The sequence below is a fragment of the Enterobacter sp. 301B genome, assembly GCF_003850715.1.
Classification (GTDB): domain Bacteria; phylum Pseudomonadota; class Gammaproteobacteria; order Enterobacterales; family Enterobacteriaceae; genus Enterobacter; species Enterobacter intestinihominis.
In genome coordinates this window covers 1-14,657 of record NZ_PQTC01000017.1, presented here as the reverse complement: position 1 = coordinate 14,657, position 14,657 = coordinate 1, and the positions used below count along the sequence as shown (strand labels likewise).

The following is a 14,657-nucleotide window of genomic DNA, read 5'->3' as shown; positions in this document are numbered from 1 at the left end:
TTCATACCCGCGACAAAAAAGCCCCCGCCGGATAACCTGCGGGGGCTTTTTCTTACTCTTCTTCCTCGACCTGCTGCTCGCTGATCTTCAGATCAATGATCCGGCCGATCTGGTCATGATAGACCGTCAGCAGGTTGTACTGGCTCATCTCAGACATAATTTGCGGCGTGACGTTAAAACTTTGGGCAAGCTCGTCATGGCGCAACATTTGCGGATGACGCCGCCTCACATGCGCGCGGCGGCGATTGTACTGATACCACAGGATCAGCAGCCAGCCGTTGAACGCGGCAATCAGCAGATAAACCAGCACTGTATTAAAGGAGGCGATAATCATGCTCCAGCGGTGATCGCTCGCCTCGGTTAACTGCATCCACAGCCTGGCATACAGGAAAAACAGGAATCCTCCCCAGGCTATCAGCGTTAATGCGGCATCGAAAAGACGCGGTGCCAGCCGATGTTCAGTCAAAATTAACGTATTCTCGTTCATTGAATGCTCCCTTTTCCCCGGTCCGGACTGATCCAGCGCGCGCGGGCGCGTTTACGTTTAAGCATGACTTTCGGAAATGCCACGAGGGTGGTAAACAGGCCAATCATCCAGTACACCATCGGGAACCAAATCACCCAGAACAGCGAGCCTGCCACTTTCCGCTCGTAGCGCCGCTCGATATACAAACTGACGAGGAATTGCAGCAGGCACATCACCCCCAGCAGCAGCCCGGTAAACGCCGGGGGAAACAGACTCGCAACGGCCAGGTTCGCGGGAAGAGGGATAATATGGCTAAGAATGAACAACACCACGGTCGCTCCATAGGCAAACGCCCACAGCGTTGACAGCGCGTACTCGAGAAACAGGGGCCACATCCGATGATGCTCCCAGCGGGCCATTTTGCGCAGGTTAACCAGAAACACCTCTGCACCGCCCTGAGCCCAGCGCAGACGCTGTTTCCACAGCCCCTTGAGCGTCTCCGGCATCAGGATCCAGCACAGCGCCCGCGGCTCGAAAAAAATATCCCAGTGGCGCAGCTGAAGCTTCCAGCTTATGTCAATGTCCTCTGTGATCATATCCGGGCTCCAGTACCCGACATCCGCCAGCGCCTGTCGGCGAAAGGCGGCGATGACGCCGGAAACCGTAAAGACCCGGCCATAGATCCGCTGCGTTCGCTTGATAAGACCAATAATGGAAGAAAACTCGCCCACCTGAATACGACCAATCAGCGTTGAGCGCGTGCGAATACGCGGATTTCCGGTGACGGCCCCAACGTGGGGATACTGAATCAGCGGTGCCACCAGATACGCGGCCGTATCGCGATCGAGCAGGGCGTCGCCGTCAATGCAGACCAGCAGATCGCCCCGGGCCGCCGCCGCACCAGCCTTGAGCGCCACGGCTTTCCCCTGATTCTCCGCGAGATTAATCACCCGCAGGCGCGGCTGCTCCTGCGCCAGTTGATGCAGCACCTGCGCGGTATTGTCCGAAGAGCCGTCGTTGATGGCGATAACCTCAACATTCCAGTACCGCTGACCCAGCGCGGCGCTAATGGTCTCCCGTGCGTTGCGTTCCTCATTAAAGCAGGGAATAAGAATCGAGATTAACGGTTCGCCGGCTAAGGCGGGCGCGGGTGTTGCGTTATCCCACGACCAGTGCCGTTCAAGCTGAAACCAGAAATAGAGGCCGCCGGTTACCCAGAGCACGGACATAAACAGCGGCCAGAAAAAGACAAAGTCCAGAATCAGTTCGCCGGTAAACAGCGCGGCTACGCCTAACGGCAACCCGAATACCAGACACAAAATAGAGAAGGCGATAATGCGATCAGTCATTGTCAGGATACCAGTACGAAGAAAATTCAGGCCTGATACGCGAAATATCAGGTTGGTTGTTGAGGAAGTCGTCGGGGTAATAACCGTAATTTTTGATGCCGTTCAGCTGGAGCACCTGCATCCACCCCACCAGACGTTCATCGGCTACGGCACGCTGCGGTTTCTGCGCCCAGTCCCTGGCCTGTAGCTCAAAAATCGTTTTATTCAGCGCGCCGGGGCGTGCGGCGACGGCGTTGACTAAACGCGTCAGCCAGGCATTGCTCTCTTCTGCCGGGACGGACTCCATCAGTGGCATTGCCATCGGCACCGTCCAGTCGTAGGCCGCCAGAAAATCATCCAGATTTTGCGCAAACCACGCTTCGCTTTCGGGCTGCAGAATGGGGAGGGCGAACATATTGCGCGCGGTCTTGATCTGCGGGCCACGGATGTTTTTCACCGCCTGGCTCAGGGTGCGGGTAAAGCCGATAAGCTGCTGGCTTTTCTGGCGCGTCGTCTTCTGCCCGGCATCGTCAACGTCCGTCAGCACCGCGTCGTCATGGAACAAGATCCCGTTGAAGCTGGCATAGCGGGCCAGATCTTCATAGATCTCCGTCACCTGCTGGCGAACCTGCGGACTCCAGGGGGAGAGCCGGATATAGGGCTCGGCGGCCACGGTCAACTCTCCCGTTTGACGATCCCGGCGCTGCACGCGCGGCAGGGCTGGACTGAGATCGAAAGAGAGGACCGGCATCCACGCAAAGACTTTCACTCCCGCGCGGGTTTGTAGCTGCCAGGCGACAAAATTAAAGAGATCGGCCCGGACCGGAAGCCGGCGGTTGGGGAAATAGAGCGCGCCGATCCTGCCGTCGCCCCGCGGATCCGAAAACGCCTGGAGAAACACATGGCTGATTTTCATGTCGTAGACCCGCTGGACGAGTTTGTTGATGTTTTTCGTCTGCTGGGCCGGATCGGGATCGTAGACATAATCGAGATCAACATGCATGACGCGCACCGGGTCAAACTCCTGAACGCGGCTAACCGTGTTGGCAAAGGTTTTTATCGACGGATTTCCGGCAATCAGCAGGCGCGGGATGTTGCCGAGGTCGCGCACGTTTGCCAGCCCGTCCTCCAGGGTAAAGGCCAGCTGATAGCCCTGTTTCTGGGCGATAGCGAGCGATGTACCGTTGGCAGCCCCATAGGGCCACACCCAGGCACGCGGCGCTTTTCCCGTCACCTGGGTGATTTTTTCGGTGACTTTCCGTACGTCTGCGGCGATCCGCTGGTTGAAGTGTTCATCGGTTTCGTAATGCCCCGTCGCGTTATCGAAAAAACGGTTGGCGATAGCGGGTTCACGGCTTCCCTGCGGGTTGGCCGGGATGCCGTAATGCGAGGCCCAGGTATGCGAGCCGATTTCAACCAGCGGGGAGCGGCTGAGCTCGCGCACCATGTCCCATGTCGCGAACCGATCGCGGGGCGTCATCAGACCGCCGAAGTTAACTTTTTGATTTGCCGGCGTATCCACCCAGCTGCCCACCGGCGCCCACAGCGCAGGAACGTTCCAGGCCTGAAGCAGGGGCCAGACCCGGGTGTAAAAACTGCTGTAGCCGTCGTCGAAGCTGAGCAAAACGGCTTTCGGCGGCAGCGCTTTTTTTCCTTCATGCGCATCCACAATGTCCTGCACGCTGATGGCGTGATAGCCGTTGTGCAAAAGCCAACTTATCTGCTCGTTTAACGCGCTGGTGCGAACGGAGAGGTAGCGCTGATCGGCAGCATCATCTTCGACGTCGTGGTAGGCCAGGACCAGAAACTGATTCTCCGGCCAGGGTTTGCTGGCCTCCAGCTGCGGCCTCTCTTCAGGAGCCATAAAGGAGAGCGGCTGCGCGCAGAGACTCGCGCTGAGGCAGAGCCAGCCGATGACGATCAGGCTTACAGAAAAACGTGTATTCAGCATATTCATCCTTAAAAGCGTAAAGTCGCATCTAACGTGACGGAGAGATTACTCTCGCGTTTGCCGTCGTAAGGGCGTTTATCCCAGTTCAGCATCACGCCAGTATCGACAACGTTGTTCCACTGAATGCGTTGCCCGTAACCCAGCAGGGTAATGGCGCCAGGCGACTGATTTTTCTGCCAGTAGCTGCCGCCGCCTGCCACGAACTGCTGGCTCCAGAGGGTGTCGTAGTGGCGGTACATCTCATGGTCAACGGACAGGGCTGCCGTCACGGACAGATCCCGTGCCGGGTTGTAATAGAGCGTATTCCGCAGGCTGTTTTTACTGGCGGCGATCCCCGGTTCGAGATCCAGCGTCAGGGTCGGGGTCTGCCAGAGACGCTCTTTCCCAGAGAGGGTGTATTCCTGACGGCGGTTGTGGTCTGAGAAGCGGCTGACGGCGGCGTTGAACTGGTATTCACGTCGCTCGTTTTGATACCAGCGCACCCCACCTTCACCCCGGTTGGCACTGATCCCATTGCGTAATGCCCGTAAGGGTGTCGCGCGTGATAAGCGCTCGAGGCTACCGCTGACCTGCCAGTTATCACTCAGGCTGTAGGTTGTTGAGAGCCGTGCACCCGGCCTGTTTGTGCCGTGATAGCGGTTGCTGGAGAGCTCGGCTTCGAGCGTGAGGTCACGTGGGCGCCACTCAACGCCGCCCAACAGGTGGCGGCTGATGCCTTTACCTTCGTCGAAATTCCCCTGTGCATAGCGGGCGCCAGCAAATAGCCGCCAGTTATCCGCCACGGGTGGGCCATAGAGCGTGGCGTCCCAGCTCATGTCGTGGCTACCGCTGACGAGGTTATCTGAATGCAATCCTTTACCCGCGTTCAGACGCAGCTCTGACATATGGTGGACCGCTCTGAGCCTGTCCAGGCGACGGGCGCTGCGATCGGCGGGGGCGCGAGCAATTACGTCATCAGCCAGTAAATCCATCTGGCGCCACTCCTGAAGGTCCATTGCGACGTAAGCCTGCTGTTTTTCAAGCTCCAGATTCGTGGGTTCGAGCGCCTCTGCTCGTTTAAGCTTTTGCTCGGCCGCGCGCGGCAGGCCCCTGGCCTGAAGCAGGGCGGCATAATCAATCTGTAACCCCTGATTTCCCGGCGCCGTTGATGCCAGACGATACGACAGCTTTTCGGCCTCCGGCAGGGCGTTGGTCGCCAGCAAATAGTTAAGTTTGAGTGACTGTCCGGTGAGCCACCGATCGTTCGGCTGAGCGGTCGGGGACCCGAAATCGTAGCGGGTCCAGGGAACGCTGCGGGTCTCGCGCTCAACGTAGCGGCGGGCGGTCTGATACTGCCCCGTATCCAGCCAGGCGTAGAAAAGCGCATGTTCCTCGTCCTGCGGATCGGAGGCGTAGTGTGGATAGCGTTGCACAAGCGAGAAGGCGGCGACGGCATTTTTCTCCTGCAAATATGCAGAGATCACCCAGCCGATGGCCCAGTCCGGCACCGGATGCTGGGCGGTCGTCAGCGCCTCGTATTCGCTAATGACCTGCCGGTAATCACCCTTCGCATACAGCGCGCCAAGCCGATCGATACGGGCAAGGATGACGTCTTCAGCCGCCTGCGGTTCGTTTTGCCAGCGGGAAAGCAGGGCGTGATAGCGATCTAATGCGTTTTGTGCCAGCCGCAGGCGCTCTTTCTCCGTTCTGCCAGGCACATCCGCCAGGCGTACCTTTTCAGCCGCGGCGTTACGCTCAAGGCGGCGACGCTCCGCGGGGGACATCGCTGCGCTTTGCGACAGCCAGAGTGCGGGTGTGCTTACCCGGTTATCCGTTAACGCATCGATCGTCTCGCGAAGAAGGGCGTTATTCCCTGGTGCGGCGTTTAGCGCGCGCATGTCCGCCAGCAGCCGGTCCCCGTTTTTTCCCTGGCGCATCCAGACATAGGAGAGCGTCTCAAGGTGCGCGGGAGAAGGATCGTCCTTAACCAGCTGCCGGGCTTTCGAAAGCGCGAGGCGATCTCTGCGGGCATCGGCCAGGGTCTTAACATAGCCGATGCGGTAATCGTCGTTATCCGGCGCAAGGCTGAGCGCCTCTTTCCACAGCGATAAGGCGGATGGCCAGGCTTTTTGGTTTCTTCTGGACTGGGCGACAGCAGCGATGGCGCGAGCGGGCAGCGGCATATAAATACCATAACGCTGCCAGACTCGAATAACCTCATCATCGCGTCCTGCCCAGGAGGCTACCTGTAACCAGTCCGCAACCTGTCCAGGTGTTAAAGCATGCTGTTGCTCATAGCGCTGTAGGTAATCAAGAAACAGAGCGTAATTACCGTTACGTGCCTGTTGTATCTGATGCTCATAAACGGATTCATCAGCCTGAACCAGAACAGGAAAGAGTAAAAGCAGGAACAATAATATTGTGGTGCGATAAAAGAATAACGTAGTGAAGCTAAGCGATCTTTCCATATCTATTTGCCATTTGTTTATCGTGAATCCATTGCATAACACGGCCGCCTTTTAACTCTGCGTTAAAGGGCATAAAGGAGAACATTAAATCTGAATGATGCTACGTTATGGGGTACTTACTTAAAGGTAATTATGCGCCCTCATCTCAGTGGTCTGATTGGACTTAATGTACACCCGATGTGTTGGGGGATAAATAAGTTGAAAAGCGGCTGGGAGGTTTTGAGATAATTCTGGAAGAAGTAAGTTTTTTAGATAATTCAGTGCAGGATTGTTCTTTTTAACTGATTGATATTGAATGTTTTTTCTTTTGCTGTTTGCAGTTTTTTTATATTTGAAATGAAGTTCTGCTGAGTTAATTAAAGTACTTTCTGGTACATGTTTGGGAAGTTTCATGACAAAAATTCTTAATGTTCAGAGAAGTGACTTTTCTGAAATTCTTTTTTATTTATAATTAACGACAGGCATTGAGTGATAGTCTGCAAAAAGTCTAGCTCACCAATGTCATATTGAGGGATGATCAAAGCCAGAAAACATTTGCCGTTAATGTAAAGCGCTATAAACGAAAGCGTCCTTGTTTCTTAAGAGGCGGGCTTGCTTTAATCTAAAAGGGATGATTAGTGGCGACTTCAATAGTGTTAGTGACTCAGGATTGTTTCCTTGTCAGGGGGATGCGGCTATTTTTCCCGGATATAATTTGCCTCTGTTCGATAGACAGAAACATATTTGATACCGACGCAAATGAATATACTGTACTGATTGATAGCCGTACGCCGCTCCGTTTATATGATTACCTGATACGCCATCCGGCCAGAACGAGAAAAACCATCTGCTGCGTTATGCTGGATATGCGCCCTCGAGAGGAGGATCTGCACAGTATGAAGCTGTTTATGAACACGTCGCTTACGCCTCCGGATATGGCGTCGTTATTCAATCTGGTGCTTGATATGAAAGGCTGGCGTCTGACAACCAAATGGCTGCTTAACTTACGGCTGAGTAGACATGAAGCGATAATGCTCCGGTTGCTGAAGGCAGGGAGGTCAATGGAAGAGATTGCAGATAAGCTGAATATGTCGGTTAAAAGCCTCTATCGCAAGCGAACGGCGCTATCGGAGCGGTTAGGGGCAGGGAACTTCAACGAGGCGTGTTTGTTTATCTTCAAAAACAAACTGCTGGACGCGGCTGGGAACGATCCCTAGCTTCGTCAGAAGCCAAAAGCACAAACCCGCCACGAGGGCGGGTTCTTTTAATGGAAATAATTCAGAACGACCAGCGCAGATTGGCGTTAACAGAGTTGACGCGGGTATCCGCACCATATTGTCCCTGGTAACCCACATCCAGCGTCGCAGCACGCGACAGCTGTACGCTCACGCCGATATCACCCACCATTACGTCCTCATCCACGGCTTGCCCCTGAGTAATGAACGCGTCGCTGCCCGCAAACGCCATGCGCGAAGAGGTATTTTTATCGCCATAAGCGTGCTGCCATCCCAGCGAACCGTAGAGGTTAACGTTCTTCGGCAGCTCGGTCACACCGCGCACCCCGAGTGTGGAATAGAAGGTGTTCATCGTTTCGTTACGGACGCTCAGCGCAGCGGCACCGCCGTCTTCCCTGAAGCTGTCGGTATGCAGCCGGATGTACGATAAATTGACGAACGGCTCAATATTCCTGTCTGGCTGGCCGAAACGGTAGCCCGCTTCGGTAAACGCCAGCAGCGAGTTAGCGTCGTAATCTGACTTCAGCCGATCCGAGAAGCCGCTGAAATCAACATTGCGCTCGCCCTCGATCTTGTGCCAGGTGTAACCCAGCGCGCCGCGAAGGGAGAACGCATCCTGTTGACCCGCCGCATACAGGCCAAGGTGATAGTTGTCGGTATCCGTTGAGGAGCGACGGCTGTCGACGTCGTAATCACCCCGGCTGTAGCCGAAGTAGCCGCCGACACGCACGTTATGGTCCGCCAGCTTGCGATCTGCCCCCAGCAGGAAGCCGGTGGTGTTGCCGTCCAGCTTGCCCACGTTACCGTCGCCGCTGTTTCGGCTCCAGGAGCTGAAGGTCTGGCCCCAGACGCCATTGTTTTGCGGCTCCGGCTGCTGCACCAGCGACATGGCTAACGGTGGGATCGGCAGGCTGTCGTTATCAAACGCGCGCTGCATACGCTGGTTTAACACGTTAAACACCTGCGTGCTGCCAGCGATCAGGTTGGACTGCATTGATGGATAAACTTCACCAGACAGCTGGTTGAACGCCTCGCGCGCTTCCGGCGCGCTCAGCAGAAGCAGCGAGTTATACAGCGCCAGCGACGGGCCGCTTTGCGTCAGCGTGGAGAGCGCGCCAGCGGTATTCCACTGGTTGCTGCTTTGGGCCACGGTCTGGAAAATGCCCGGCTTGCCGCTGCCCGGGTTTTCTCCACCCGGGTTCTCACCGCCCGGGTTTTCACCTCCGGGGTTTTCACCGCCAGGATTTTCGCCACCGGGATTCTCACCGCCCGGGTTCTCGCCCCCAGGATTTTCGCCTCCGGTCTCTTTCTGCGCGATGGTCAGATCGACGGCGTTGGTGCTTTGCTCAAGCGCCACGTCCAGGAAGGCGGATTTGGAAATCGCTCCGGCGAACTCACCGTCAATTCCCCCGTCGGAGGTCAAAATGCGGTAGCTTTGGCCCGTTTTATAGCTGGTTTGCGGATCCAGCGCGGTGACCTGTACCTTAGCCCGATCGCTGATGGTGGTTTTGCCCGATACCAGTAGCTGGTCGCTGCTGCCATCGCCCGCGATATCCACGTCATAGAAGGATTCGCCGATAAAGTTCAGATAGCGTTTCAGCGTCAACGTACCGATATTGCCGTCGCCCGGCGAGATATGCCCGCCGGACAGGATCTCGGTCTGGCCCAGCGTGCCGTTGCCGCCCAGCGTGCCGCCGGACTTGATTGACGCGGCGCTGCTGTAACCGACCCCGTCGCTGACGTCTGAACCCGCCGTCGCGTTGAGGATTAGCGTACCGCCGTTCTCGGCGCTAAGGGTCTGAACATCAAAAATATCGTCTTCTGGCTGGGTATTAATATTGCTGGCAATGATAACTTTACCGCCCCGCGCGGTTACGTTCGCCTTGAGTGCGGAAAGATCGCCGTTCAGCGTCGTTTGCCCGGAGGTGTTGATCACATCACCTTCACCGCTCATCGTGTTGCTGAAGATGTAATTTCCGTCGGTATGGTTGAAGTAGACATAGCTGCCGAACAGTCCGCCACGCAGGCTGATTGCCGTCTTCGCATCGAGGGTACCTGCGCCGCCCGCCGTGCCAGGCGTTGGCTCAGTTAAACCCGTGCCGGTGTCCATATTGCCGCGGCTGCCGATGATGAGCGCACCCCGGTTCGAGCCGGAACCCGATGTCCCCACGATCAGCGCATTGCTGCCAGCGGAAAATGAACCGCCGTCAATCACAGACAGCACGCCATTGCCGTAATCGCCCACGCTCACGCTGCTGCCGCTGGTAAAGCGCGAGTCCTTGCCCGCAATAACCAATTCGGCGGTTTTCCCTGCGCCGGAGACGCCCGCCACCTGCACGCCGTCAACGTTAACCGCTCCGCCGTTCAGTACGTCCAGGTCGCCATAAAGCGTCAACGTACGGCCAACGTTCCACTGTGAGCCACTCCCCGTGACGGTGGCTTTCGGGCTCAGCGTGTCGGTTTCACCCGGCCCGGTACCATTCCCGATGCGCGCATCGTAGGCGGTATTGAGCGCCGCGCCGTCCTCAATTGCCAGCGTGGAGCGTGCGCCCAGATCGGTGCCTACGCTCAGAAAATTACTGGTCACGCGAGAGCCGGCACCCGTGGCGATAAGGTGGCTGTCGTAGCCCCGGGTGGTGCCGACAACGATCTCCTTTGCGCTCGCCAGCGCGCCCTCTTCGACTCGCAGGGTGCCGAGGCCAAGATTCAGGTCGCCGCGCAGGACGTACCGATCGTTCACCGCGTTAAGCTCAGCGTCTGGCCCACGGACCGTGACCACGCTTTCATAAATTTTGCCGTCGAACAGCCGACCGATATTGATGTTATAGGCGGTGATTTTGCCATTATCGATCAGCAGGTTTCCGCGTTGATTACGTCCAACATAAACATCTCCGGTGTAACCCAGCGTTTCGGTAATACGCGAGTCGCCATCAAAAAAGGCATCGGCTGCACGCGCGATATCGGCAGGTAAAAACAGTAACAGCGGCGCGGAAAATAGAGCGAGGTAAAGTCTGGAAAGCGGCGTCTTAACCGCTAAAGCATGCGATGTAGAGTTATTCACGGGCTATCTCCGTACTCATTAGCGTGATGTCTGGAAAATCGTTTTTATGAAAACTCAGATACGTCAGAAAATGTAAAAGGCGTTATTTATGTACGCCTTTTGATGCGGCGTTAATTATTTATGTGTGACAACAGGTGTACAGGTTGGCGCGCTTAGCGTCGGTGCGGATCCTAAAATCCCCGGCATCATCATTGATGAACAATCGAAAATACGCCCTTTTTCTGTCGTGGCGCGATAAGACAGTTTTTGTCCTCCCAGTGCGTCCGGCTGGGCGCCATTAACGTTGGTCACGGTTATTTCATCCGATGAGCCCAGTCCCAGCATTTTAGCGGTCTCCGCTTGCAGGAGTGGAATAGCCTGATCGGTTTTCAACGTGGAACAACCGGCTAGCATCAACGTAACGGTTAAAACGATTAGTGGTTTTTTCATAAATTATCCTTGATATCCAACCAGTTAATTTCACTGATTGTATTTATGTTTTCTTTTACCCAAATCAGCGAATAATATATTTCTCTTTCCTAATCGAAAAAACCCTCCTAAAGTAGGGTGGGTAGATAATAATTCATCTGTACTCTAAGATATGCGAAGGTAAAAGGAGGCTCCTTTGGGACAGAATTATGCGTTAGTCGTTGATGACCATCCATTGGTAGCAAGCGGCATCGCCAATTTTCTGATTACACATTGCCAGTTTAAACAGGCGTGTGTGGTGACGAATGAGGATGATTGCTACCGCCAAATTAGGGATCATGGCCCGCCACGTTTGCTGGTAATCGATTTTTGGCTCTCTTCCGGAACGGCCCTGAAATTACTCAAAGAAGTAAAACAACTTTACCCACAGGTACGACTCCTGGTGGTCAGCGGGGATGACAATAATGACATCTGGCGCAAAGTTAATGCCGCCGGGGGACACGGTTTTGTATTGAAAAGCGAGCCACCTGAGATGTTCTCGCGGGCCGTTTTCGCACTCACTGATAATCAGACCTGGTTTCCTGAGGGAAACGAAATTTCCGTTAAGGCAAATAATGAGAAGTTAAGTAAATTTAACTTAACGCCGCGACAAATAGACGTATTAAATATGATTATGCGCGGCCTGCCAAATAAACGAATCGCCGCACAGCTTTCAATTTCTGAGCCCACGGTCAAAGAACACATCAGCAATATATTGAAAAAGATAGGTGTTAACAGCCGGGTCGAAGCCATCACGCTTCTGCACGGCAAGCAGGAACCGTCGGAATGAGGTTTTTCCAGAGCTTACAAAACGAAGGTATCTCTGCTCCGGCGCAGATCCGTTTGCTAAACAACACCTTTCTGCGGCTGGTATTTAGCTTTAGTGCGGTGCCCTTTGTGGGTATTCCTTTCGCCATCTGGATTTATATGCTTGGGGACGACCTCGGCCCAACGATTATCTGGATAATTATTTATCTGCTATGTGCCATGGCGATAAGACTATTGCACCGACGCTATCAGCGTGAAGCGAAAGAAAACGGTGATAGGGACGTCCTGCGACGCTGGCTTCCGCGTATTAATAATATCGCCTTTATTCACGGGCTGGGCATTTCTTCGCTCTATTTAATTACTCCACAGACGCAGAATTTTGACTTTTTCCTGTTACTTAATATCAGCATCGCCGCTATCGTCGCCGCCAATGCGACGCATCTGACGCCGGTCATCAGCACCTTTACGCGCTTTTTCTTCGCCTCCTGGGGGGTGCTGAACCTCGGTATTATCTGGCGGCTGGATGAGTTGATGTTCATCGTGCTCATGCTGAATCTGCTTTACGGCTTCGCAATTTACCGCCATGCGTTAACTTCCCATGCGTTCTTTATTCAGCAGGCACTGCTTGAGGAAAAAAGCTCACGCCTGGCGGAACAGTTTCGTCAGGCCAAAGAGGACGCGGAGCAGGCACTGCTGGATAAAAATCAGTTTCTGACCACCGCCAGCCACGATCTGCGCCAGCCCGTACACGCTATGGGCTTTCTGATCGAAGCCATCCTCCACCGAAACCGGGACGACAGCCTGACGCCACAGCTTCTTGACCTGCAGCAGAGCGTTCGCTCGGTACATTTAATGCTCAACTCTCTGCTCGATCTCAGCAAAATAGAATCCGGGAATGTCCTCTCTGTCCCGACCAAAGTGGATATCGGTGCTCTGCTCGACTCGGTCATCACGCTGTTTCGCGAAGAGGCCAACAGCCGCGCGCTTAGGCTGTGCATCCGGCGGCCTAAACGCCGTATCTACGTGATGGGCGATTCGCTGCTGGTACGACAGTCCCTGATTAACCTGATTCAAAACGCCCTTCGTTACACGCTCCAGGGCGGGGTGCTGGTCGCCATCCGACCGCGCGGTGACGAGTGTATGGTGGAGGTGTGGGACACGGGAGTCGGTATCGCCGATGAAGAGAAGGGCAAAATCTTCTCACCTTACTACCGCCCCGAGCTGGCATGGAAGATCGACAGCGCCGGACACGGGCTGGGACTGGCCGTAGTGGCCCGTTGTGCCAAGCTGATGAAGGTGAAATACGGGATGCAATCCATTGAAGGTAAAGGCTCACGCTTCTGGATGCGCTTCACCCAATATGCTGGCGAAGATAGCGCCCTGGATATCCCGCCCGCCGCTGACAACACCGCCACGCCGGTACGCTATGCCCCGCTGCACGGTTCCTGCCTGGTCGTCGATGACGACCCGCTGGTGACGTCTGCCTGGGAGAGCCTGATGAGCGTCTGGGGAATCGACGTACGCTGTGCGGCCTCGGCTGAAGAAGCGTTTGCCATAATCGACGACGGCTTTACGCCGTTCGCCGTGCTGTGCGACCAGCGTCTGCGATCCGGCGAAAGCGGCTTCGATATCCTGAAAGCGCTTTTTGACCGTCTGCCGGATATGAGCGGCGCCATAGTCAGCGGCGAATTTAATTCACCGGTTCTGCTGGAGGCGGAGCAGGAAGGGTATCTGGTGCTGCGCAAGCCTCTGGAGCCGGCTAAACTGCATGCGCTGCTGACGCAATGGTCAGGGTGTCGTGGATAGGGGAATAGATAATAGCAGCATTGCGCTTCACTGTAGGGCCAGATAGTACGCGGTGTCCTGCTGTGATGCCAATGTGTCGTTATGGTTGAGCCGCTGAGGGAGGATTTCACGGGCCTGATTAATGATTTCATCGTGCATGATTCAGCCTCCTGTGGTGATCTGCATGTTGCTTCTACCGGGCAGGGCGGGAGATGTTGGAAACGGCCCCGAAGGAGTCATTAGAGTTGCTACCAGCGAAGTTCCGCAGTGGGCAATAATGTCAGTTTTCGAGCGTATACTCTAAGATATCTTCAACTCGTTGATATATATAAATTTGACGAATATCGTCAGGTAGCGATTTATCCGCAAAATTAAGTTAAACTTCGTCACAGGTTTCAGTGAGTTATGGGACGGATAATAGAATGACCAGCGAAGAGGCACTTTTAAAATCAGGTTTTAGCAAACGAGATCTTCAAAAGTTAAAAAACAATATTGAAAATTACGGTGGTTCGTTTGATAGCGTAACTCATGATCTGGCCAATCGTTTTAAGGCTATGAAGTGGATAACTATTATTGCCTTCATCATACTGGCTTTAACTCTTTTACTTGCATCCAAGGATACAAGCCTGACACTTGCGCTCACATTATTGATTGTACTACCTTTCATCTGGTATATAACGCCAGCAAAACTTGGCTACAAATCCTGGCGTTATCGTAAAATGCTGACTAATTCTGGGACGGGTCGCTGACGGACAACAGATCAAAAATAATCTTAGCTTTCACGCCATAACCCGCTATTTTCATTGTAAGCTGCGGGCGGCTCAGTGTGCTCACCTTTCGGTAATAGTCAGCAGGGAGATAACGAAACAGTCGCCAGGTACCAGGTCGCCGTAACAAGCCAAAAATGGTGTACGCATGAGCGGCCAGTGAAATTGATTTGTAGACACCTAACCCATTCTCACGACTAAAGCCCATAAACTCAGCTGTAGACATCGCGGCATTCGCGACCAGCCCTTCACTGGTAGTGTTGTTAGTTGCGTAGCGAGCCACTTCTTTACTGATGTGAATCGCCACGGGTTTAACAGACACCTCAGAGTCATTTAAGATGGCTTAAAGAGAGGTGCCCATGAGCGGTAAGCGTTATCCCGAAGAGTTTAAAACTGAAGCAGTCAAACAGGTTGTTGATCGCG

Annotated in this window: 12 protein-coding genes; 4 read left to right on the top strand and 8 right to left on the bottom strand. The window is 54.5% G+C overall.

The window, feature by feature from the left end; translation table 11 throughout:
- Positions 1-52: 52 nt before the first annotated feature.
- The 5 genes from pgaD to C3451_RS17590 all read right to left on the bottom strand — a co-directional run bounded on the left by pgaD (position 53) and on the right by C3451_RS17590 (position 6,585).
- Entirely contained in the window at positions 53-487 is a 435-nt protein-coding gene (gene pgaD, locus C3451_RS17610; RefSeq protein ID WP_045623046.1) for a poly-beta-1,6-N-acetyl-D-glucosamine biosynthesis protein PgaD, read from the bottom strand.
- A complete protein-coding gene (gene pgaC, locus C3451_RS17605; RefSeq protein ID WP_022649386.1) occupies positions 484-1,815 on the bottom strand; it encodes a poly-beta-1,6-N-acetyl-D-glucosamine synthase in 1,332 nt (443 codons plus the stop codon). Before pgaC ends, pgaD begins: the two co-directional genes overlap by 4 nt.
- Positions 1,808-3,745: a poly-beta-1,6-N-acetyl-D-glucosamine N-deacetylase PgaB gene (gene pgaB, locus C3451_RS17600; RefSeq protein WP_045623044.1), complete on the bottom strand. Its 1,938-nt coding sequence runs from the start codon at positions 3,743-3,745 to the stop codon at positions 1,808-1,810. The genes pgaC and pgaB overlap by 8 nt, the downstream gene beginning before the upstream one ends.
- A gap of 8 nt (positions 3,746-3,753) precedes the next feature.
- A complete protein-coding gene (gene pgaA, locus C3451_RS17595; protein WP_045623043.1) occupies positions 3,754-6,192 on the bottom strand; it encodes a poly-beta-1,6 N-acetyl-D-glucosamine export porin PgaA in 2,439 nt (812 codons plus the stop codon).
- A gap of 120 nt (positions 6,193-6,312) precedes the next feature.
- The gene (locus C3451_RS17590; RefSeq protein ID WP_124304361.1) at positions 6,313-6,585 is read right to left on the bottom strand and encodes a hypothetical protein; all 273 of its coding nucleotides are present in this window, start codon (positions 6,583-6,585) and stop codon (positions 6,313-6,315) included.
- Positions 6,586-6,860: 275 nt separating this feature from the next.
- Here C3451_RS17590 and C3451_RS17585 point away from each other — a divergent pair, with 275 nt between their 5' ends.
- A complete protein-coding gene (locus C3451_RS17585) occupies positions 6,861-7,388 on the top strand; it encodes a LuxR C-terminal-related transcriptional regulator (protein ID WP_045308383.1) in 528 nt (175 codons plus the stop codon).
- 61 nt (positions 7,389-7,449) lie between these two features.
- Here C3451_RS17585 and C3451_RS17580 read toward each other — a convergent pair whose 3' ends face one another.
- Complete coding sequence (locus tag C3451_RS17580; RefSeq protein ID WP_045623042.1) at positions 7,450-10,467, bottom strand: autotransporter outer membrane beta-barrel domain-containing protein; 3,018 nt, start codon at positions 10,465-10,467, stop codon at positions 7,450-7,452.
- Between the two features lie 114 nt (positions 10,468-10,581).
- Positions 10,582-10,896, bottom strand: coding sequence for a lipoprotein (locus tag C3451_RS17575; RefSeq protein ID WP_003862457.1), 315 nt, complete (start codon positions 10,894-10,896; stop codon positions 10,582-10,584).
- Positions 10,897-11,071: 175 nt separating this feature from the next.
- Here C3451_RS17575 and C3451_RS17570 point away from each other — a divergent pair, with 175 nt between their 5' ends.
- The 3 genes from C3451_RS17570 (at position 11,072) to C3451_RS17560 (ending at position 14,216) form a co-directional block, all read left to right on the top strand.
- Complete coding sequence (locus tag C3451_RS17570) at positions 11,072-11,704, top strand: response regulator transcription factor (RefSeq protein WP_003862456.1); 633 nt, start codon at positions 11,072-11,074, stop codon at positions 11,702-11,704.
- The gene (locus tag C3451_RS17565; protein ID WP_124304360.1) at positions 11,701-13,488 is read left to right on the top strand and encodes a hybrid sensor histidine kinase/response regulator; all 1,788 of its coding nucleotides are present in this window, start codon (positions 11,701-11,703) and stop codon (positions 13,486-13,488) included. The genes C3451_RS17570 and C3451_RS17565 overlap by 4 nt, the downstream gene beginning before the upstream one ends.
- Positions 13,489-13,889: 401 nt before the next feature.
- On the top strand, positions 13,890-14,216 hold the full coding sequence (locus tag C3451_RS17560) for a hypothetical protein (protein WP_023298582.1): 327 nt from the start codon (positions 13,890-13,892) through the stop codon (positions 14,214-14,216).
- On the opposite strand, the gene C3451_RS17555 is transcribed toward C3451_RS17560, so the two are convergent.
- On the bottom strand, positions 14,194-14,541 hold the full coding sequence (locus C3451_RS17555; RefSeq protein WP_240034215.1) for a DUF4225 domain-containing protein: 348 nt from the start codon (positions 14,539-14,541) through the stop codon (positions 14,194-14,196). The two genes, C3451_RS17560 and C3451_RS17555, sit on opposite strands and share 23 nt — an antisense overlap.
- Between the last annotated feature and the right edge of the window lie 116 nt (positions 14,542-14,657).